Origin of the sequence: Nannocystis sp. RBIL2 (assembly GCF_026626745.1) — a bacterium.
Taxonomy (GTDB): domain Bacteria; phylum Myxococcota_A; class Polyangia; order Nannocystales; family Nannocystaceae; genus Nannocystis.
This window is the reverse complement of the sequence record NZ_JAPNJW010000001.1, coordinates 1,131,893-1,153,338: the sequence shown is the minus strand read 5'-3', so window position 1 is coordinate 1,153,338 and position 21,446 is coordinate 1,131,893. Positions and strand designations below refer to the sequence as shown.

Below are 21,446 nucleotides of genomic sequence, written 5' to 3'. Positions count from 1 at the left end.
CGCGTGCCGGAGGGGCGCAGTCGGTCTCATGTCCCTACGGACATGCCCCTGAAGACATGCCCGAAGCGACATGCTCATGAGAGCCGTCACCGCTCGGCCGGCGTGAACGTGTACTCGTGCTGGGCGTCGCGCAGGATCAGCGTGCGCTCCGGGCCGACCACGAACTCGGCGCCGATGAAGCCGGGGAGGGCGAGGACGAAGGCCTGCGCGCCGTCCGGGTACTTGCGCGAGCCGACCTCGCCGGCGAACTCGCCGAAGTCGAACGTGGTGCGCGCGCCGGTGGTGACGGCGATCTTGCCGATCGCGGCGTTGTGGTAGCGGGGGGCCAGCTCGGCGGCCGCGGCCGGATCTGCGGGCAGGGTGAGCGACTTGCGTTCGGCCGCCAGTTCTCCGAGGTACTGCTGCGTCTCCACCGCGAGCCCGGCCTCCGCCTCGGGGCGGCCGGCGAACAGCTGCTCGAGCAGCTTGCGCCGGAACGCGGACACGATCAGCCAGCCGGGTTCGCCGTTGGTCAGGATCACCGCGCCCACCTGGTGCTCGGGCAGCCACGTGACGTCGCTGTAGAAGCCGAACAGGCTGCCGCCGTGGTGCACGAGCTGGACGCCGTGGTCGTCGGCGGCGATCAGGCCCATGCCGTAGGACTGGTCGATGTCGACGCGGACCTGCGGCGCGCGGCGGGCCAGCAGCGCGCTCTTGTCGATGTACGTCGCGCCGCCCGGCAGCTTGCCCTCGGCGAGCTCCATCTTCACGAGCTTCAGCAGGTCGTTCACGGTGCTCCACGCGCCGCCGGTCGGGCGCAGCGGGATCACGGTGTGGTTGAGCTGGGGCAGCGCGAGCTGCTGCTCTCCGTCGAGGTCGCGCGCGTGCTCGCGGGCGAGCGGGCCGCGCTTCGCCTTCGCGGGGTCGAAGGTGGTCGCGCGCATGTCGAGTGGGTCGAACACCAGAGTCTGCATCGCGCGGTCGTAGGCGGCGCCGAGCTCCAGCTCGGGGAACTGGAAGTGGCCGCCGAGGAACCCGGCCGCGGCGGCCATCGGGTTCGAGTACTGGTACAGCTCGCCGAACTCGCTGGTCGGCTGCATCGTCGCCAGCGCTGCCACTGCGCGCTCCGGCGTCGCGGTCTCGAACAGCCACTCGAGGTCCTGGCGGGGCATCCCCGTGCAGGCGCAGATCAGGTGCTGGAGCTGCACCTTGCGCGTCGTCTCCGCGTCGCCGAGCGCGAACGTCGGCAGCAGCGCGGTCGCGGGCGTGTCCCAGCCGAGCTTGCCCGCGTCGACCAGCTTGGCCAGCATCAGCGTCGTCAGCTGCTTGGTGTTCGAGGCGATCATGAAGCGCGTGTCGGCGTCGACCGTCGCCGGCTTGCCGAGCTCGCGCACGCCGACGCCGCCGGCGAACACGACCTCGCCGCGCTCGATCAGGCCGAACGCGACGCCGGGCACGCCGGTGACCTCGCGGGCGCGCTCGACGAAGCCGCGCAGCTCGGCGATCGCCGCGGGATCGAGCGGGCGCGCCGGCTGGCCCGCGAACGACTCGCGCTCCTGGCCGCGCGGCAGCAGGCGGCCGACGAGCCGCCCGGTCTCCGACCGCCGCTTGTCGAGCACCTCCCACGCGAGGTCATGGACGATCACCGTCCAGCCCTGGCCGCCGCGGCGCGCCTCCGCGATCAGGTCGCGGCGGGTGTTCGGCGACGTCTGGTAGGTGAACACGTGGCGCTCGGTCCAGCCGTCGAGGTCGGGCGCGACGACGCGGGCCTTGAGCGGCAGGTGCAGCGCCGGGTCGTAGGCGGCCAGCGCGGCGGCGACTGCGATGTCGGCGTCGCCGGCCGCGACGTCGACCAGGGCGACGTGGCTGCCGTCCTCTGGGGCCGTGAGCACGGTCGCCGAGCCGCGCACGGACAGGGTCCAGCCTGCGGGCGCGATGAAGGTGTTGCCGGTGACCGTCGTGCGCGGCGCGTCAGCGGCCAGGCGTTCGGGCGCCGCCGCGGGGGTCGGCGCGGGTTCAGCGGCGGGCTTCGGCGTCGGGGTCCTCGCGGTGGCTGCCGGCGCCGGGGCCTCGGCGGTGGATGGGCCGCAGGCGGCGAGGAGGAGCGCGAGGGCGACGGTGGCACGCATGCCGCGAGGGTACCGCGCCCGCAGGCTCACCGGTACTGCCGCTCGAGCTCCGGCGGGTCGAGGTGGCGCCTGGAATGGGGATCGCGACACGATGGGGCGCACGACACCCCAAACGGCGAAGTGGGCGCGGGCTGTAGCGACCGGAGCGATGGTGCCGCGCTCGGGGAGCCATCCGTGTCGCCAGTGATTCGCATCGTCGGCCCGGCCCGTCGGGTTCGTACGGGCGAGGAAGGGCGAGTTCGGGGGTCGTGTCTCGATGATTCGCAAGAGCAGCCCGGCACGTCCCGGACCGTACGGGCCACGGACGGCGACTTCGGAGAGTCCGCCGCATCCCACGTCCGAGGCGCCCGACCGTCTGCAGCGCTTGTCTTCGTGGCATGTCCTGTCGAGCATGTCCGATGAGACATGTCTCGAACGACATGCCTGCGGGCCATGCCTATCCCTTGCGCGGCTGGATCATCTGGAAGTAGCGCTTGACGCGGCGGCGCTGCTCGGCCGGAGGTAGGGCGCAGAGGCGAAGCCTTCCTGGCTGTGGATGTCCGAGGCGACATGTCGCGCACGACATGTCCTCTGGGCCATGCCCATCACTTGCGCGGCTGGATCATCTGGAAGTAGCGCTTGACGCGGCGGCGCTGCTCGGCCGGCAGGGCCTCGCTGTCGAGCGTGCTCTGGGCGAACGACTTGTAGTCGCGGTACATGTCGCGGTAGGGCGCCGAGGCGAAGCCTTCCTGGCTGGCGGTCTTGATGATCTCCGCCTTGGTGGTGCCCTTGCCCTGCTTGGGGTCGACGCGGACGTCCTTCGGCTTGACCTTGAGGCCGGTGGGGTCGCCGAGCGCTTCCGCCGAGCCCTGGCCCATGCCGTCGCCCTGGGCCTGGCCGTCGCCGGCGGAGTCCTGGCCCTGGCTGTCCTGGCCGTCGCCGCCCGAGTCGCCGCTGTCTTGCGGGTCGCCGCCGTCGCCGCTGTCTTGCGGGTCGCCGCCCGAGTCACCCTCCATCTGCATCGACGGCTCGCCGTCGCCGAGGTCGCCCTCGACCAGCATGGTCGGGCCTTCCTTCTTGTCGCCGCGCTTGCCCTTGGCCGCCTTGGCGAACTTCTGCATCTGCTGCTTGCGCTTGTCGTCCTGCTCGCCGCCCTGGCCGGCGCGGCGCATGAAGCTCTTGGCCTCCTCGAGGTCGTCGCGGGCCTGGCCGAGGCGGCGCGACTGTGAGGCCTTGCGGGCGGCGTCGCCGGCCCCGCGGCGCAGCTGCTCGAGCGCGCGCTTCTTCTGCTGCGAGCCCTGCTGGCCCTTCTGAGCGTCGTTGGCCTGGCGGCGCAGCTCGTCGAGCTTGCGCTGGGCCGCCTTCTCGCGCTCGTGCTGGCGGCGCAGCTCCTCGACCTTCTGCTGCTGCTTCTTCAGCCGGCGCTCCTGCTCCTCGGGGTCGGCGGCGGGCTGCTCCTGCTGGCGCTTGAGCCGGCGCTCGGCCTCGGCCAGCTGCGACGCGGTGTCGGTGTTCTCGCCGGCCGCCTTGCCGAGCGCCTTCTCGGCCTGCTGCATCGCGCGCTGCAGCGAGCGCTCGGCCTCGTCGCTCGCCTCGGCCTCGGCCTCCGCGTCGGCCAGCGACTTCTCGGCCTGGTCGCCGTCGCCGCGCGCCAGCGCCTCGGCCGCGTCCTGCGTGATCTCTTCCTGCTTCAGCGCCTCCGACAGCTGGCGCACGCCCTCGGCCAGCACCGCCGGATCTTCTTCCATGCGCGCCTCGAGGTCGGCCTCGGCCTCGGCCAGCGACTTGTCGAGCTCCTCGAGCTGGGCGTACGCGGCCTCGCGGTCGAGCTCGCCGCGCCCGTAGGCGTCGAGGATCTGCAGCATCCGCTCGGCCAGCGCGGCGGCCCGGTCCTCGCCCTCCTTGAGCGCGCGCAGGTCCTCGCGCAGCGGCTCGGCCAGGACCCGATCGGCGGGCGGCTTCTTGGCCGCGGCCTGGGCTGTCTCGGGGGGCATGTCCGGAGGGACATCGTCCTCGAGCTCCGGCGGCGGCGGGCGCGGGACCAGGGTCGCCAGCGCGAGCAGGGCCACCGCGGCGAAGTCGTGCGCGCGCAGCCCGGGCGGGCGCAGCGGGACGACCGGGCGCGGGTCGATCGCGGGCGCGGCCGCCTCGGCGTCGGCGACGTGCAGGGCCATCAGGTCGGCGGCCTCGGGGTCGCGGGTCGCGGGGCTGCCCGCGAACTCGAGCGCGTTGCCGATCAGGTCGTGGAGGCCGTAGTGGGCGTCGATCCGTCGCGCGACCCGCCGCGGCCGGGTCCGGCGAACGGCCGCGTAGACGAGCACGACGACGGCCGGGGCGAGGCCGAGCCAGGCCAGCCAGGCGGGGGCGTCGAGGCGGCGGTTAGCGACGATGGCGACCGCCGCGATCGCGCAGCCGAGCGGCAAGGCGACGCGGGTGAGCAGGGCCGCGGCGTCGGCGATGCGCTCGCGGCGAGCGGCGGCCCGCACCAGGCGGGTGACCCTCGGCGCGGCAGTGGCTGCGCGTTCGGACATGTCGCGGGGGACCTGGCTCATCGGACACCTCGCGTCGGGGGCGCGCAGGGGGCGGGACGAGCCGCGGAGCGCGGGGTTCGTCGGGATGTCCGTACGGACATGTCGCAAGAGACCTGGCGCATCGGCCATTTCACGAAGGACGGGCGGCCCGTGAGCGGCCCGGTCGACGCTGATAGCGAGGCCAGCCACGAGCCCGGCGGGCGCCCCCCGCCGCGATCACGCGCGGGCGCGAGCGAGCGGAGCAGGGCGGTCCCGGGGGCGCGGCGAGCGGGCGACACGTCCGGCCGATTCTAGCCGCGGCCGCCGGGCCCGGCGAGGACGGAGGCGGAAAACGCCGCCGGGGCGCCCGCGGCGGCGCCTGCCGGGCGCGCTTGGGTCCGCGCCCGTGGCGAGTGTCGGCGCAGCGCGGCGAAGAAGGCGCGCGGGTCGGCGAGCCGCTCGGGGGTCGCGAGCGAGGCGGCACTTCGGTCCGCGGCCGCCGTGGCGAGCGTCAGCGCAGCGCGGCGAAGAAGGCGCGCAGGTCGGCGAGGAGCAGCTCGGGGACCTCGAGCGAGGCGAAGTGCCCGCCGCGGTCGTGCTCGGCCCAGAAGACGATGCGCTCGTGGTAGCGCTCGGCGAACCGGCGGACCGAGCGAAAGTCGTGGCGAAACACGGAGACGCCCATCGGCGCGGTGGTCCGGTCGGGCTTCTCCCACGCGCCGGACCGCCCGGCCTCGAAGTAGAGCGCGGCGGCGGAGCCGGCGGTCTGGGTCAGCCAGAAGATCGTGACGCCGGCGAGGATCTGGTCGGGCGTGAGCTGGTGCGGGCGATCGCCGAAGGTGAGCAGGAGGTCGAGGTTCCACGCCAAGAGGCCCGCGGGCGAGTCGTTCAGCGCGTAGGCCAGGGCCTGCGGGCGCTTGCCCATGATCTGGTTGTAACCGTCGCGCTCGCCGAACAGCGCGAGCTCGGCGAGCCGCTCGTGATCGTCGGGGGTGAGCGCGGCGAACTCCTCGGGGTCGCCGGAGGGGAAGGCGAAGAACTGGGTGACGTGGGCGCCGATGAGCCGCTCGGGCGCGAACAGGGCGATCTCGCGGCCGGCGATCGAGCCGAAGTCGTTGCCGTGGACGCCGAAACGCTCGTAGCCGAGCTCGACCATGAGCTGGACGAAGGCCCGGGCGACGCGCTCGGGGCTCCAGCCCTTGTCGCGGGTCGGGCCGGCGAAGCCGAAGCCGGGCACGGAGGGCAGGACGAGGTGGAAGGCGTCCTCGGGCCGCCCGCCGTGGGCGACCGGATCGGTGAGGGCGTCGATCAGGTGGACGTACTCGAGGACGGTGCCAGGCCAGCCGTGGATCAGGAGGAGCGGCCGGGCCTCGGGGTGCGGCGAGCGGACGTGGAGGAGGTGGATCGGCTGGCCGTCGATGTCGGCGATGTACTGCGGGTGACGGTTGAGGGCGGCCTCGACTGCGCGCCAGTCGAAGCCGTGCTGCCAGTAGCGGCACAGGTCGCGCACGACGGCAAGGGAGGGGCCGCGCTCCCAGCCGACTTCGGGGAGCTCGCTCGGGAAACGGGTCATGGCCAGGCGCTCGCGCAGGTCGACGAGCTGGGCCTCGGGCACGGAGAGGGTGAAGGGCGTGAGGGTCATGGTGGGCTCCTTGGCGGCGGGTTGCTCTTGCCTGCCTGCGAAGGTGCTCCACCCCTCCTGACAACCCGTGTCAGCAGTGACGCTGCGGGTCGCCTGGCTTGCTAGCGCGGGGGCACGACCGGGCGGGACGTGGGTGACGCGACGGCGATCGCACGCCGCGAGCGGGCCCCGGATCGATGCGCGGCGAGGGTCGCGGGGCCGGTGTCCGGGGCGCCCTGTCCCCTCGGACAGTCCTCGACCTTCGTGCGGGCCGGCGTCCTCCTCGACGAGAATTGCCTCGGTCTGCGGAACTCGGTGCCAGGGCGCCCCGGCCCCCGTCCTCCGGGAGCTCTCCTGAAGGCGGGGACGGGCGGCGGAGCCGAGATCCGGGGCCCGCTCGCGGCGGAACTCACGAACCTCCACGCGCGCGGCCAAACGGCGGCCTGTTCACGCGCGAAACGGGTCGCTACCGCGCGGAGAGGCGAGAATACAGGGCCCGCGGTCGAGAGCCGACGCTGCCGCTCGCAGATGCACGGCGAGGTCACGAGCGGGAGCGGAGGTCCGTTCGCTGAATGTCATGAGAGGACATGTCGAATCGGACATGTCCCTTCAAAAATGTTCGATGGGACATGCCGTGAAGGACATGTCCCGAGAGGTTGCGCGACCCAAGGTCGGTCGGCTCAGGCGGCGTCGCGGGCCTCGGCGTCGGCGCGCGCGGTGAACAGCCACTCGAGGGCCTCGGGGGCGCGCTTGCGCCAGTGGTGCTCGGAGTGGGCGCCGTAGGGATCGGGGCGCCACATGAGCTCGTCGTCGCCGTAGCCGGCGGAGCGGAGCTGGGCGACCAGGCGTTCGGCGTCGGACAGCATGTCGCCCTCGTGGGCGCCGGCGTCGACGTAGATCCGCGAGGGCGCGGGGCGCGAGAACTCGGACAGCTTGTCGTAGATCTGGCGCTCGGCGACCCACAGCGAGGGCGACATACACAGGGCGGCGCCGAACACGTCGGGGCGGCGGAAGTGGGCGTAAAGCGCGGCTAGCCCGCCCATCGACGAGCCGCCGATCGCGGTCCCGGGCGCGTCGCTGCGGACCGTGAATTCGCGCTGGATCCGCGGCGCCAGCTCGTCCGTCACCCAGTCGATCAGGTGGTCGGCCTCGCCGCGGCTGTCCTCCCACGCGAACGGCGACAATTCGTGGATCCGATCGGCCCCGCCGTGATCGATGCCGACGATCACGGGGGCTGGCTTGCCGATGGCGTGCAGGTCGTGGGCGGCGTGGTGCAGGTACCAACCTCCGCACATCGAAGGGTCGTCGTGGAAGATGTTCTGCCCGTCGAAGATGTAGAGCACCGGCAGCGGCGCGTCCGACCGCTCCGTGGGGAGATAGACGCGGACGTGACGCTCGCCGGCGAACTTGGGCAGGCTGAACGGGCCGAGTTTGTAGATGACGTGCGTGGCCATGACGCTCTCCTGAAGAGTGCATAGTCGGATGCCGCGGGTCGGCACGCGTCCGTCCGGCGTTTCTCCTCACATCGCGGAAAAGCGGCCGCAGACGCCCGTGGACGGGCATGTCGGCGATCGCGCGGCCCCGCGGCGCGGACGCGCCGACCGATCGCGCCATACCCCGCGAAAACCCTGGCTCATGGGCGAAGCTGCGGTCGCCATGCGACGGCGTCGGCACGGCGAAGCTGCGGTCGCTGACGCGACGGCGTCGCCGAGGACGAACCTGCGGCTCGCCAGTAGGCCGGCGCGGGCGAATCTCCGGCTCGCCGGCTGAGCCGTGTCGGCTCCGGGAGGCTGCGTTGGCCGTCAGTCCGCGGGCTGCGGCGCTCTCGACAGACTGGCGGCCTTTTTGCGATGGTCGCGGCGATGGACAGGACGCAGCGGCTCTTCGCGGTGATGGACGCGCTTCGCCGGCATCGCCACCCGGTCACTGCGGCGCAGCTGGCGGAGGAGCAGGGAGTCTCGGTGCGGACGCTCTACCGCGACGTGCAGACGCTGATCGGCCTCGGCGCGCCGATCGACGGCGAGGCCGGGGTCGGCTACGTGTTGCGCGCCGGCTTCTTCTTGCCGCCGCTGATGTTCACTGCCGAGGAGCTCGAGGCGCTGGTACTGGGCGCACGGTGGGTCGGGGGGCAGGCCGACGAAGGGCTCGCCGGGGCCGCCAGGAACGCCCTCGCCAAGATCGCCACTGCGTCGCCCGACGACCTGCGCGGGCGCATCGACGACCTCGGCCTGTGGCCCGTGGTCCTGCGCGGCGAGGCCGCGCCGGTGCCGGTGCTCGGGCTCGTGCGCCAGGCCATGCGGCAGGAGCGGGCGCTGGCGCTGCGCTACGCGGACGAGGGCGGCCGCACCAGCGAGCGCGACATCTGGCCGGTGCAGATCGCCTACTACGAGGGCAAGCAGATCGTCGCCGCCTGGTGCTGCCTCCGCGCCGCGTTCCGCCACTTCCGCACCGACCGGATCGCCGGCCTCGCCCTCACCGACCGGCCCTACGGGAGGCCGCGGCGGACGCTCGGCAAGGAGTGGTACTTGGCCTGGGAGCGCGAGCGGAAGCTGCGCCACGGCGACGAGGCCGAGGCCTGACTGCGGGCGGGTCCGTGCCCGGGGCAGCGGGTCGTGGACGATGCGGCGCGCCGAGAGCAGCACGCACGGTCTCGGCGCCGGCGCGATCGTCGGCCGAGCGCTGCTCTTTGAGACATGCCCTGAAGCACATGTCCCAAAGAGCATGGCCTCGGGGACCTGTCCTAGGAGGCCTGTCCCTTCGCGCGGGGTGCCGGCGGGAAGGCGTTCCAGGCGGCGGGATCGAGCGCGCCGCCGAGGCCCTGGGGGACGCCGGTGGCGAACAGCACGCGGTCGGCGCGGCGGCGGACCAGCGACGTCGTCGGCATCTTCTCCATCAGGTACTTATTAAAAGCCGCCTCGAACTCGCGGGCGTCGGCCTCGGAGTCCCAGGCGACCATCCCGATCACCAGCGGCGTCACGTCGGGGCCGGTCTTGCGGTCGAACACCAGCAGGCGGTCACCGCCCCAGCCGGCCGCGGCGGCGCGGGCGTCGCTGGTCGGCACCGAGTCGGCCAGCATGCACAGGAGCGTCGACTCGCCGAGGGTGTCCTGCCACACCAGCGCGTGCTCGGGCAGGGCGGCGGCCAGCGCCTTCGGGTCGGCCTTCACGGGCACGGCCGGCTCGCGGGCGATCAGCTTGTCGACGTGCAGCATCTGCTCGCTGGTGGTCGGAAGGTCGCGGTAGAGCGCGTCGACGGCGGCCCAGCCCTTCTCGCGCACCAGCGCCGCGACCGTGGCCGCGCCGTCGGCGTAGGGCAGCTGCAGCGAGCGGTTGAGGATCGGGTGGTCGAGCATCGACGACAGGCTCAGGGCCTGGTCGCCGACGGTGGCCAGGACCTCGGGAGGGATCGCCGACAGGCCGCTCGGGCCGGACACCCAGGCGAGGTAGGCCGCCTGCGCGTCGCCCTCGACCAGGAAGGTGCGGGCGGTCTCGGCGTCGCTGTCGCCGGGGATCGGCTTCTGCAGCCGCAGCAGGTCGAAGTGCATGTCCTGGAGGCCGTGGGCGATCTCGTGACCGACCACCATGTCGAGCTGCGCCTCGCTGACGTGGGTGCCGATCAGCATCGCCTTCTTCTTGGGCTCGTAGATGCCCATCACGCCGAGCTCGAGCATGTCGAGCAAGATCTGCTCGCCGTCAGCGCCGGGCGGCAGCACCCCGAGGCTGGCCTCGATGCGGGTGAACAGCCGGATCTCGTCGCGGCTGTGGTGCTCGTACATCGACTTCTCGGCGAACAGGCGCACGTCGCCGCGGCTCAGCACCTCGACCGCCACGCCCCCGGTGATCGGCAGGCCGCGGGCGGCGGCCACCGCCTCCATGATCTTCTTGGTGAGCGCCTCGGCCCGCGGCTGCGACATGCCGCCGGTAGTCGCGGAGGAGCTGGCCGGAGGGGCATGTCCCGAAGGACTGGTGGTCTCCGGGCTGGCGGCCACCGCCGGGCCGGTGGGCGCGCCGTGACCGCAGGCGAGGGCGGCGATCAGCGCGAGCGGGACGGCCGCGATCGTGCGTCGGACGCCGCGAGTCCGGCGATCGCCGCTGAGGTCGCTCGCGGCCATGGTGATCGGCCGCGGACGGGGACTCGCACCTTCGGCGCGGGACGGCGGCGCAGACTCACGGCGGGTTCGCAGGGCAGTGCGACGCAACACGACGAGCAGGGTAGCGGGGGCGGGGCGGCGCCGCTACCCTCCCGCGGGCTCCGTCGTGCCCGCTCGTCCCGCGTCCACCACCCCGCCGCGTGCAAGCACCATCGTCCCCGGCGATCCGCTGGAGCGCGTGCTCACGGCGGTGCGCGAGGGCAGCGACGTGCGGCTCGTCGGCGCCGTCGGCGGGTTCCGCGGCTACGCGCTGGCGATGGCGGCCAGTCGGGCCGAGGCGCCGGTGTTCGCGGTCGCCCCGGACGAGGCGAGCGCGCGGGCGCTGGCGGGCGACGCGGCGTTCTTCCTCGGCGCCCCGCTGCGCGACGCGTGCGACGGCCCGGTGCTGGTGGTGCCCGAGATCGACACCTCGCCGTACGCCGACGCCGCGGCCGACCCGCGGACGATGGCGCTGCGGCTGGCGGCGCTGTTCCGCCTGGTCGACAGCCAGAGCGAGCCGCCGAAGTTGATCGTCGCCAGCGTCCGTTCGCTGCGAAGGCGGGTGATCCCGCCGCCGCAATTCCAGGAGCTGTGCACGCGCTGGGACGAGGGCGACGAGCTGCCGCGCGAGGACGCGATCGCGGCGCTGCAGCGGGCCGGCTACGCCCGCGTCGACGTGGTCGAGGACCCCGGCACCTACGCGGTCCGCGGCGGCGTGATCGACCTGTTCGTCGGCTGCGCCCGCTTCCCCACGCGGGTCGAGTTCGACGACGACATCATCGAGCGCCTGCGCCTGTTCGACCCCGAGTCGCAGCGCAGCCTGCGGCAGGTCCACTCGGTGGCGATCCACCCGGTGCGCGAGACGGTGGCGACCACCGCGGCCTCGCTGCGCACGCGGGTGCTGGCGCTGGCCGACGCCGCTCTGGCGCCGTCGAGCAAGAGCCGGCAGATCGTCGACAACCTCGAGCAGGGCCTCGAGTTCTTCGGCGTCGAGGCGCTGACGCCGATCTTCCACGACGCGATGGCGCCGCTGTGGGACTACCTGCCGCGCGGCACCCGGTGGGTGATCGAGGAGCCCGACGCGCTGCTCGGGGTCGCGGAGGAGCAGGCGCAGGAGACCGCCGAGCAGCACGGCCGCGCCCTCGCCGAGCGCGGCGTGGTCGCCCCGCCCGAGCAGTTCTTCGTCCCCGAGGCCGACCTCGGCCGCCGCCTGCGCGCCGCCCCGGTGGTGCTGACCCGGCTGCTGGTCGAGGGCGAGGCGGCGGAATCATCTGATTCTGGGGACAGGTCCGAAGGGGCAGGTGCGAAGGAGCATGCCCCGAAGGGCAGGTCCAAACAGACAGGCGAGGAGCGGCCGGCCGTGTGGCTGCAGGTCGGCTCGAACAAGCCGCTGCGGACCGCGCTCGAGGCGTCGCGGGCCGACCGCAGCGGCGAGGCGATGCGCCCGCTGGTCGACCAGCTCCGCGCGCTGCAGGCCGAGACGCCCAGCGCCGCCGGCGACCTCGGCGAGCTGCTGCCGTGGACGGTGCTGCTGGTGGTGCCGGGGCGGGCCCAGGTCGACCGCCTGATCGGGGCCCTGCGCGGCCACGGCCTCGCCCCCGAGGCGCTGCCGCCCGAGCGGGCGCCGATCGAGCTGCGGGCGCCGACCGCCAGCACGCGGCTGTTCGTGGCCACGGGCGAGCTCAGCGAGGGCTTCGACTACGCGGCCGCGCGCCTCCTGGTGCTGTCGGAGCTCGACCTGTTCGGCAAGTCGACCCGGCGGGCCCAGTCGCGCCGGCGCACCGGCCTGTCGAGCCTGTCGCAGCTCGGGGTCGGCGACTACGTGGTGCACCTGCAGCACGGCGTCGGCCGCTACGCGGGCCTCGTGCAGCTGCAGCTCGGCGGGGCGCCCGGCGACTACGTGCAGCTCGAGTACGCGGGCGGCGACAAGCTGTACCTGCCGGTCTACCGCCTGTCGGAGATCGAGCGCTACGTCGCCGCCGAGGGCAAGCCGCCGAAGCTCGACAAGATGGGCGGCAGCACCTTCCTGGTCAAGGCCAACAAGGTCAAGACCGAGGTGCGGCAGATGGCCGAGGAGCTGCTGCAGATCTACGCCCAGCGCGAGTCGACGCCCGGCACCGCGTACCCGGGCCCCGACGAGTACGACCAGTCGTTCGCCGACAGCTTCCCGTTCCAGGAGACGGTCGACCAGGAGACCGCGATCGACTCGGTCCAGGGCGACCTCGGCCGCGCCCGCCCGATGGACCGCCTGATCTGCGGCGACGTCGGCTTCGGCAAGACCGAGGTCGCGCTGCGGGCGGCCTTCCGCGTGGCCCAGAACGGCCGCCAGGTCGCAGTGCTGGCGCCGACGACGGTGCTCGTGCAGCAGCACGGCATCACCTTCCGCGAGCGGCTCACGCCGTTCGACCTGCGCGTCGAGGTGCTGAACCGCTTCAGCAGCGACCGCCAGCAGAAGCGCGTGATCGAGGGCATCGCCGCCGGCGAGGTCGACGTCGTCATCGGCACCCACCGCCTGCTCGGCAAGGACGTCCGCTTCAAGGACCTCGGCCTGCTCGTCATCGACGAGGAGCAGCGCTTCGGGGTGGCTCAGAAGGAGCGGTTCAAGAAGTTCAAGGCCCAGGTCGACGTGCTGACGATGTCGGCCACGCCGATCCCGCGGACGCTGCACATGTCGCTGCTCGGCCTGCGCGAGATCAGCATGATCCGCACGCCGCCGGTCGACCGCCTGGCCGTTCGCACGGCCATCGTCCGGATCGGCGACGCGGTGATCGAGGAGGGCATCACCCGCGAGCTGGCCCGCGGCGGGCAGGTGTTCTACGTGGTGCCGAAGATCCTCGGCATCGAGGAGCACGCGGTCCGGATCCGCGAGCTCGTGCCGCACGCCCGCGTCCTGGTGGCCCACGGGCAGATGCCGGAGGAGATGCTCGAGCGGACGATGCTCGAGTTCGTCGAGCACCGCGCCGACGTGCTGGTGTCGACGACGATCATCGAGAGCGGGCTCGACATCCCGCGCGCCAACACGATGTTCATCGCCCACGCCGACCAGTTCGGCCTGGCCCAGCTGTACCAGCTGCGCGGCCGCGTCGGCCGCAGCAAGCAGCGGGCCCACTGCTACCTGATGGTGCAGGCGCTCGAGCGGCTGGCGCCCGAGGCGCGGCGGCGGCTCGAGGCGATCCAGCGCCACGCGGAGCTCGGCTCGGGCTTCGGGGTGGCGGTCCACGACCTCGAGATCCGCGGCGCGGGCGAGCTGCTGGGGGCGCGCCAGAGCGGGCAGATCCAGGCGATCGGCTTCGACGCGTACGCCCGGATCCTGCAGGAGGCGGTGGCCGAGCTGCGCGGCGAGCCGATCATCAAGGAGACCGACCCGGAGATCGCGTTCGACGCCCCGGCCTACCTGCCGGAGGCGTACGTGCGCGACGTCGGCCAACGCCTCGACCTGTACCGCCGGCTGTCGGCGGCCCGCGACCGCGACGCGGTCGAGGACGTGATGGCCGAGATCATCGACCGCTACGGCGAGGCGCCGCTCGAGGCGGAGCACCTCGGGCTGGTGATGATCTGCAAGACCTACGGCCGCCGCCTCGGGGCGCTCGCGGTCGAGCTGAAGGGCACGCGCCTGGCGGTCCGCCTCGGGCCCGACACGCCCCTGTCCGGAGAGACAGCCGGCCGCCTCGGCGCCACGACCCACGGCAAGTTCAAGCTGCAGGGCGACCGCGTGGTCGCGACGGTGCCGGAGGCGCGCGGGCCCGACCGCCGCACCCAGCTCAAGGTCGCGGTGGCGGCGCTGGCCGAGCTGGCGCAGATCGCCGAGAGCAAACCGACTGCGCCGGCCAAGAAGCGCTAGCTCTCGCGCGCTCCGCGGCGCGGTCATGCGATTTCGCGGAGTGCACATTGGCGGCGACAATGTGCAATGAGGGTCGCCGCATTGGCCGCAGTCGGGGCCTGGCGCCGGGGCCTCCGGTCCACGCGGTGAGGCCGCTACGACCCTATTGGGGGCCTTCCCGGGTGGGATCGTGTGCGCGCATGGGTGCTCGGAGCCGCGCCCGCGGAGAAATGCGGCGAACAGGGCGGAGTTTGCCTGGTCTGCGATCGGCAGGATCTCGCTGCGTCGGGCATCGCCGGGGCGGTCGTCCGTATCGCGCTCGCGGCGCCTGACGCTGCGCCCGGGGCCGCACGCCTTGGTATACAATCCGCGGCGATGCTGCCGAGCTCACCCGGGCGTCCGCTGCGTGTGGGGGCCACCCGCCCCGGCAACGCAGTGCAGGCGTTCGGCGCCGCTCGAACTCGCGAGGGCTCGACGTCGTGACGCTCATGTTCCAGCAAGCGCGCGACTCGCTGCAGTGCCCGTACTGCGCCGAGCTGCACGCCGAGGACGTCGAGGTCTGCCCGGTCTCGGGCGAGGCGGTGCTGCTCGACCAGAAGTACCGGCTCAAGCGCCTGCTCGGCGAGGGCAGCTTCGGCCTGGTGTGGGACGCCCGCAACATCGATACGCAGAAGGAAGTCGCGATCAAGTCGCTGCGCGCCGAGGTCGTCAGCGACCCGGCCGTGCTCGCGCGCTTCTTCTGGGAGGCGACCGCGGCCGGGCGGGTCCACAACCCGCACGTATGCGACGTCCTCGACCTCGTCAAGAGCAGCGCGCACGGGCCGTACATCGTGCTCGAGCGGCTGTCGGGGCGCTCGCTCGAGTCGCTGATCCTCGAGGAGGGCAAGCTGCAGCCCGACCTGGCGGTGCACTTGATGCGCCAGGCGCTGGTCGGGCTCGAGGCGGTCCACCGCGCCGGGATCGTCCACCGCGACATCAAGCCCGAGAACATCTACCTGCACGAGGCCGGCGACGACCGCGTGATGGTCAAGCTGCTCGACTTCGGCATCTCCAAGTTCTCGGCCGCCTCCGGCGGCAGCAAGTCGCGCACCGCCGCCGACCTGTTCATGGGCACGCCCGAGTACATGTCGCCCGAGCAGGCCCGCGGCGCCGCGTTCGTCGACCCGCGCACCGACATCTGGGCGATCGGGGCCATCTTGTACCGGGCGCTGGCCGGCGCGCCGGTGTTCACGGGGCCCGACGTGCCGTCGGTGCTGACCGCGATCCTGCACTTCCCGCACGTGCCGATCGCCGAGCGCGCGCCGGGCCTGCCGGCCGAGCTGGCGGCGGTCATCGAACGGTGCCTGAGCAAGGACCGCGAGCAGCGGTTCACCTCGTGCCTCGAGCTGCGCGCCGCGCTCGAGCCGTTCGAGGGCGCGTACGCCTCGGTGTCGCCCGACAACTCGTTCGGCCGGACCGAGCGCTCCGGCCTGCTGACTGTGTTCGAGGTGGCGGCGCAGGCTTCACCCGACCCCGAGGCGCCGGGGGGCCGCCGCGCCGACGTCAGCGCGCCGCGGCCGGTGGCGCCGCCGGGCGACCACGTGATCATCGCCCACGGCCGCGGCGACCGGCGGTGGTTCGACCACCTGCGCGAGCACCTGCGGTCGCACCGCGACACCACGCAGCTCGAGATCTGGAACGCCGGCGACTCGTCGTCGCGGGCGTCTCGCATCGACGTGCTGGCCGAGGCGTTCGCGCGGGCGCGGGCGGTGATCCTGCTGATCTCGCCGCGCTTCCTCGCCGAGGAGCTGGCGCCCGGCGGCGAGCTGTACTCGCTGGTGGTGATGGCCCAGGAGCGCGGCCTGCCGGTGCTGTGGCTGATGGTCAGCGAGACGCCCTACGAGGGCACCGACCTGCTCGACTTCCGCACGCTCGGCGACCCGTCGCAGCCGCTCGATCGCCTGACGGCGACCGACGCCGACCGCGTGCTCGAGCAGATCTGCGAGCAGCTGGTGGTCAGCCTCGGCCTGCCGCAGACGGCCCCGCCGCGCGGCGGCACCAAGATCGGCCTGCCCGTCGGCGACACCCGCCTCGACAACATCCGCGACCTCGAGCAGCGCATCGAGGCCGCGCGCGCTCGCAAGGTCCGGCTCGAGGCGCTCGGCGAGGACACGCAGGAGATCCACGAGGAGATCAAGACGCTGCGCCGCTCGCTGCGGATGGGCCGGCCGCTGCACCGCGGCGACGTGCTCGACGAGCGCTTCGTGGTGCTCGAGCAGCTCGGAGCCGGCGGCTTCGCCACGGTGTGGCGCGCGCTCGATCAGTCGAGCGACACCGAGGTGGCGCTCAAGGTGCTGCACGCGCAGCACGTCCACAACGCCGAGCGGCGCGAGCGCTTCTTCCGCGGCGCGCGCATCATGGCGCAGCTCGAGCACCCCAACATCGTCCGCATCATCGAGCCCTCGGCCAGCGACGGCGAGTACGAGTACTTCGCCATGCAGTTCGTGCCGGGCGGCAACCTGCGCGACGCGGTGATGAGCGGGCGGCTGTCGGTCAGCAAGCGGCTGCAGATCCTGCTGGCGGTGGCCGACGCGCTGGCGTTCGCCCACGAGCGCGGGATCTTCCACCGCGACGTCAAGCCGAGCAACATCCTCGTCTCCGACGACTTCTCGCCGTACCTCACCGACTTCGACCTGGTGCGCGCCGAGGACACCACCGGCGGCACCGCGGGCGGGCTCGGGACGGTCATCTACGCCGCGCCCGAGATGATGGAGCGGGCCAGCGAGGCCGACGCCCGCGCCGACGTGTACGGCCTCGGGATGACGCTGGCGTTCCTGTTCTACGAGCGCGACCTGACGATGGACGTCATCCGCAACACCGATCGGCTGATCGGCGAGCTGAGCGTGCCCGAGTCGATCCGCATGGTCATCCGCACCGCGATCACGTGGAACCGCGAGCACCGGTTCCGCACCGCGGCGGAGTTCCGCGCCGCCCTGTCCGCGGCCGTCGCCCGGCGCGAGCCGCAGCCGGGCACCGGGATCGACGGCCGCACGGCCACCTTGCTGGCCACCAGCGCGTCGGTGATGGAGGAGACGCTGCGCCCCATCAACACGCCGCGCGAGGTGGTGCCGCCGCGGCCGGTCGACTCGTCGCTCGAGATCGCCGAGATCGAGGAGGTCGACGAGGTCGACACGATCGAGGAGCTGGCGGCCGACGCGGTCGAGCTCGAGGAGTCGCCGCGGGTCAAGCGCGAGCGGCCCGTGACGCAGCCGCCCAAGCGGGGCGGCGTGTCGCTGGTCAAGGCGTTCGCGGCGATCGCCGAGGAGTCGGACGCGCTCGGCGAGACGGCGGTGTCCGAGGTGTTCTCGGCGCTCGAGGTGCACGAGGTGCACGCGTCGCACAGCGAACCTCCGGCGCCCGAGGTCATGTCGTCGCGCTCGTTGCCGGCCCAGCCGCTGCCGCTCGACGACGAGACGCTGCCCGACTGGCCCCCGCGGATGTCGGCGGGCGCGATCGCGGCGGTGACTCTCGGCGGAGTGACGCTGGCCGTGATCGCCTACATGATGTTCGGCGGCTAGCGCGGAGAGGGTCGTCGTGGCGGTCGCGCGCGAGGATGTGATCGCCTGGCTCAGCCGGCTGAGCCCCGCCGAGCTGCAGGACCTGATCCTCGAGCTCGAGGACCGCTGGGGGATGGAGCCGGCGTACACCGAGCCGGAGTACGTGATCATGGGCGCGCCGCTGTGCGACCCGATCGAGAGGCGCGAGCCCGAGTACGAGGTCGTGCTGCTGTGGGCCGGGCCGCACCGGGTACACACGATGAAGGCGCTGCGCGAGGCGGTGCCGGAGCTCAGCCTGGCCGAGGTGATGGTGCTGGCCGACCAGACCCCGAGCGTGGTCATGCGCGGCGTCCACCGCGAGGTGCACGAGCTGCGGCGCGCGCTGGAGGAGCTGGGCGCGAAGGTCGAGATCCGCTAGGAGCGCGTGATGGCGCCGGTCCGCAGCCTCCGCCTCAAGTTCGCCTGCGACGAGGACTGGCACGCGTTCGCGGGCGACGCGAAGGTGCGCCGGTGCGAGACGTGTAGGACGCAGGTCCACGACCTGTCGACGCTGACACGCAGCGAGGCGACCGCGCTGTTCCGCAGCCCGCCCGCGAGCGGCCTGTGCGTGCGCTACCAGCACGACAAGATGGGGCGGATCCTGTTCCGCTCGAGACGCGACCCGGAATGCTGGTGTGGCAGCGCTTCGTGCCGCCGGCGGTCGAGGCCGCTGCGCCCGCGGACGCAGGCGAGGACGAGCGTCCGGCCGATTGAGGCGCACGGCGGCCGCGGCGGCGGGTTATAGTGCGGGGCCGTGAGCGGCTCGCGCGACGAGCGGTCCGACGAGGTCCTGGGCGCATCGGCGCCGACCTTGCGTCTCGGGCCGCAGCAGGACGAATCGACCCAGCCGCCGCCGCGATCCAGTCGCAAGGGACATGTTCGCAAGGACATGCCCAAAGAGCCAGCCATGCCGGCGCGGATCGGCCGCTTCGCCATCGAGGCCAGGCTCGGCGCCGGCGGGATGGGGGTGGTCTACAAGGCCGAGGACCGCCACCTCGGGCGCAAGATCGCCATCAAGCTGCTGCGCGCGTCCGGCGACGACGGCGGCGACGGGGCCACCCGGCTGCTGCGCGAGGCGCAGGCGCTGGCCCGCCTCGACCACCCGAACGTGGTCGCGGTCCACGAGGTCGGGATCCTCGCCGACGAAGTGTTCGTGGCGATGGAGTTCATCGAGGGCGAGACGCTGCGCAAGTGGATGGCGCGCGGCGGGCCGCGCCCGTGGCAAGAGGTGACCGCGGCGTTCGTGCAGGCGGGGCGCGGGCTGGCGGCGGCCCACCGCGCCGAGCTGGTCCACCGCGACTTCAAGCCGGAGAACGCGATGATCGACGTGCACGGGCGCGTGCGCGTGCTCGACTTCGGTCTGGCGCGCACTGCGGGGATCGGGCCGCCGTCGTCGCTGATCGCCCGGATCTTGCACACGGGCGCCCCGGGGCCGCAGACGTCGATGATCGCCGGGACGCCGCCCTACATGGCGCCGGAGCAGCACCTCGGGCTGCCGTGCGACGCCCGCTCGGACCAGTTCAGCTTCTGCGTGGCGTACTACGAGGCGCTGTTCGGGGTGCGGCCGTTCCCCGACGGCGACCCGGCGCAGCGGTTCCAGGCGGTCATGGCCTGCGAGCTGCGAAGGCCGCCGCGGCCGGCCAAGGTGCCGAAGTTCCTGCGCGCGGCGCTGGCCCGCGGCCTGGCGGCGGTGCCGAGCCACCGCCACGAGTCGATGGACGCGCTGCTGCACGCGATCACCGAGGCGCCGCGGCTGCGGCGGCGCCGATGGGTGGCCGCGGCGCTGGTGCTGCTGCTGGCGATCGTGGGCGGCCTGGGGTTCTCGCTGTGGCGCGAGACCCACGACGAGTGCGAGAGCCACGCGGACCGGGTCGCGCGCCTGTGGGCCGAGCGTCAGGGTCCGCTGCGCGCGGCGATCACCGGCGTCGGGGCGCCGTACGCCGACGAGGCCTGGCAGACCCTGGCGACGGCGATGACGGCCCGCGCCGATCGCTGGGGCGAGCTGTACCTGGCCGCCTGCGAGGCCTACGAGTCGGCGGCGCCGGAGCAGCAGCCGGCGCTGGTCGGGCGCATGACCTGTCTCAGCGGACAGGCGCGCGAGATCTCGGCGATGCTGACGGCCCTGGCCGAAGAGCCAGACACTGCCGCGCGCCACGCGGTGAAGGCCGAAGGACAGCTCGAGCCGGTCGCGGCCTGCGTCGACGTCGCCGGCCTGCCGGCGTGGCTGCGCGACACCGACGTCCACCGGACGATGCGCGGCGAGGAGGTCCGCCGCTGGCTGGCCGAGATCAAGACCGCCAACGAGGTCGGCCGCTACAAGCCGGCGCTGGCCCGCGCCGAGGTGGTGCTGGCGGCCGCGCGCGAGCTCGGCGACGCGGCGCTGGTGGCCGAGGCGCTGCTGCGGATCGGCAACCTCCAGCGCTCTCTGGCCGACTACGAGCGGGCCGCGGCGACCCTGAGCGACGCTTATTTTATGGCCCTCGGGACAGGTGCGACCGAGGTCGCCGCCGAGGCCGCCAGCGCCCTGCTGGTGGTCGACGGCTACCACCGCCACGACCCGGGCCGGGCGGCGCTGTGGGAGCGCAGCGCCGCGGCGCTGCTGCTGCGCGCGCCCGATCGGCCGCGGATCGCGGCGGCCTTCTACAACAACCGCGCGGTGGTCCGCGCCGCCGAGGGCCGCCACGACGAGGCGGCCGCGGACTACCGGCGCGCGCTGGCGATCTACGAGGCCGAGGAGGTGAGCGACAACCCGAAGGTCGCGCTGGTGCTCGGCAACATGAGCCGGGTCGAGTTCCTGCGCGGCGACCTGGCGGCGGCGGCGGAGCACCTCGAGGGCTCGCTGGCGATCCGCGAGGCGCGGTTCGGCAAGGATCACCCGGAGGTGGCGATCGGCCGCAGCAACCTGGCGATCGTGCTGACCGAGGTCGGCGAGCTGGAGCGGGCAGCGGGGCTGCTGCGGCGGGCCCTGGCGACCGAGGAGACGCTGTACGGGCCGCGCCACGTCAAGCTGGCGCCGACGCTCGACAACCTGGCCAAGACGCTGGCGCGTCAGGCTCAGTGGGCGGACGCGGGCCAGCTGTCGCAGCGCGCGCTGGCGCTGCTGACGGGGGGCGAGCGCGCCGACGCGGTAGCGATCGCCGACGTGCGCGCGGGCATCGGCGCGGCGCTGGCCTGGCAGGGCCGCTTCGAGGAGGCGCTGGTCGAGCTGCGGCAGGCGCTGGCGCTGCGCGAGCAGGACCGCGGGGCCGACCACCCGGACACCGATCTGGCGCGCGCCGAGCTGGCCGAGGTGCTGTTGCTGGCCGGCGACGCCGAGGCGGCCGAGGCCGCGCTGCCGCGCCCGCGCCTGGGGGCCACGCCGGCGCAGGCCGCCGCAGTGCAGGCGCTGCGCGGGCGGGTGCTGCTGGCCCGCGGCTACGCCGAGCTGGCCGAACCACTGCTGACGCAGGCGCTGCCGCTGCTGCCGGCCCCGCTGGCGCGCGGGCGGGCCCGCCTGGCGCTGGCGAAGATCCACGCGGCCCGCGGCGAGGCGGACGCGGCGATGCTGGCCGGCCAGGCTCAGGCCGATTTGCAGGCGGCGGGCGCCGCGTTCGAGCGCGAGCGCACCGCCGCGGCCGAGCTGCGCGGGGGCGGGGCGTCGACAGGCGGATGACGCTTCGGACATGCTCTGAGAGACAGGTGTGGCGACGGTCGGCGCCGCTGGA

At 73.4% G+C, this 21,446-nt stretch carries 11 protein-coding genes; 6 read left to right on the top strand and 5 right to left on the bottom strand.

Annotated elements, in window-relative coordinates; translation table 11 throughout:
- Positions 1 to 86: 86 nt before the first annotated feature.
- The 4 genes from OV090_RS04595 to OV090_RS04580 all read right to left on the bottom strand — a co-directional run bounded on the left by OV090_RS04595 (position 87) and on the right by OV090_RS04580 (position 7,672).
- On the bottom strand, positions 87 to 2,108 hold the full coding sequence (locus tag OV090_RS04595) for a serine hydrolase domain-containing protein (protein ID WP_267702245.1): 2,022 nt from the start codon (positions 2,106 to 2,108) through the stop codon (positions 87 to 89).
- Between the two features lie 584 nt (positions 2,109 to 2,692).
- Entirely contained in the window at positions 2,693 to 4,618 is a 1,926-nt protein-coding gene (locus tag OV090_RS04590) for a hypothetical protein (protein WP_267702244.1), read from the bottom strand.
- A gap of 490 nt (positions 4,619 to 5,108) precedes the next feature.
- On the bottom strand, positions 5,109 to 6,239 hold the full coding sequence (locus OV090_RS04585) for an epoxide hydrolase family protein (RefSeq protein ID WP_267702243.1): 1,131 nt from the start codon (positions 6,237 to 6,239) through the stop codon (positions 5,109 to 5,111).
- 659 nt (positions 6,240 to 6,898) lie between these two features.
- Complete coding sequence (locus tag OV090_RS04580) at positions 6,899 to 7,672, bottom strand: alpha/beta hydrolase-fold protein (RefSeq protein WP_267702242.1); 774 nt, start codon at positions 7,670 to 7,672, stop codon at positions 6,899 to 6,901.
- A 408-nt stretch (positions 7,673 to 8,080) separates the two neighbouring features.
- On the opposite strand from OV090_RS04580, the gene OV090_RS04575 reads away from it, so the two are divergent.
- Positions 8,081 to 8,797, top strand: coding sequence for a YafY family protein (locus tag OV090_RS04575; RefSeq protein WP_267702241.1), 717 nt, complete (start codon positions 8,081 to 8,083; stop codon positions 8,795 to 8,797).
- 161 nt (positions 8,798 to 8,958) lie between these two features.
- Here the strand turns inward: OV090_RS04575 and OV090_RS04570 are convergent, their stop codons facing one another.
- A complete protein-coding gene (locus OV090_RS04570) occupies positions 8,959 to 10,329 on the bottom strand; it encodes a hypothetical protein (RefSeq protein ID WP_267702240.1) in 1,371 nt (456 codons plus the stop codon).
- 145 nt (positions 10,330 to 10,474) lie between these two features.
- On the opposite strand from OV090_RS04570, the gene mfd reads away from it, so the two are divergent.
- From mfd to OV090_RS04545, 5 genes are all read left to right on the top strand, one after another.
- Entirely contained in the window at positions 10,475 to 14,188 is a 3,714-nt protein-coding gene (gene mfd / locus OV090_RS04565; RefSeq protein WP_267702239.1) for a transcription-repair coupling factor, read from the top strand.
- 467 nt (positions 14,189 to 14,655) lie between these two features.
- A complete protein-coding gene (locus OV090_RS04560) occupies positions 14,656 to 17,724 on the top strand; it encodes a serine/threonine-protein kinase (protein ID WP_267702238.1) in 3,069 nt (1,022 codons plus the stop codon).
- A gap of 16 nt (positions 17,725 to 17,740) precedes the next feature.
- Positions 17,741 to 18,121: a ribosomal protein L7/L12 gene (locus tag OV090_RS04555; protein WP_267702237.1), complete on the top strand. Its 381-nt coding sequence runs from the start codon at positions 17,741 to 17,743 to the stop codon at positions 18,119 to 18,121.
- A gap of 9 nt (positions 18,122 to 18,130) precedes the next feature.
- Complete coding sequence (locus OV090_RS04550; protein WP_267702236.1) at positions 18,131 to 18,487, top strand: hypothetical protein; 357 nt, start codon at positions 18,131 to 18,133, stop codon at positions 18,485 to 18,487.
- A 9-nt stretch (positions 18,488 to 18,496) separates the two neighbouring features.
- Positions 18,497 to 21,394, top strand: coding sequence for a serine/threonine-protein kinase (locus OV090_RS04545; protein WP_267702235.1), 2,898 nt, complete (start codon positions 18,497 to 18,499; stop codon positions 21,392 to 21,394).
- The last annotated feature ends 52 nt before the right edge of the window (positions 21,395 to 21,446 follow it).

Excerpts from the sequence above, each read along its gene's own strand:
- OV090_RS04560 (WP_267702238.1), top strand. The coding sequence starts at position 14,656 with ATGTTCCAGCAAGCGCGCGACTCGCTGCAGTGCCCGTACTGCGCCGAG.
- OV090_RS04595 (WP_267702245.1), bottom strand. The coding sequence starts at position 2,108 with ATGCGTGCCACCGTCGCCCTCGCGCTCCTCCTCGCCGCCTGCGGCCCA.
- OV090_RS04550 (WP_267702236.1), top strand. The coding sequence starts at position 18,131 with ATGGCGCCGGTCCGCAGCCTCCGCCTCAAGTTCGCCTGCGACGAGGAC.
- OV090_RS04580 (WP_267702242.1), bottom strand. The coding sequence starts at position 7,672 with ATGGCCACGCACGTCATCTACAAACTCGGCCCGTTCAGCCTGCCCAAG.
- OV090_RS04585 (WP_267702243.1), bottom strand. The coding sequence starts at position 6,239 with ATGACCCTCACGCCCTTCACCCTCTCCGTGCCCGAGGCCCAGCTCGTC.
- OV090_RS04590 (WP_267702244.1), bottom strand. The coding sequence starts at position 4,618 with ATGTCCGAACGCGCAGCCACTGCCGCGCCGAGGGTCACCCGCCTGGTG.
- OV090_RS04575 (WP_267702241.1), top strand. The coding sequence starts at position 8,081 with ATGGACAGGACGCAGCGGCTCTTCGCGGTGATGGACGCGCTTCGCCGG.
- OV090_RS04570 (WP_267702240.1), bottom strand. The coding sequence starts at position 10,329 with ATGGCCGCGAGCGACCTCAGCGGCGATCGCCGGACTCGCGGCGTCCGA.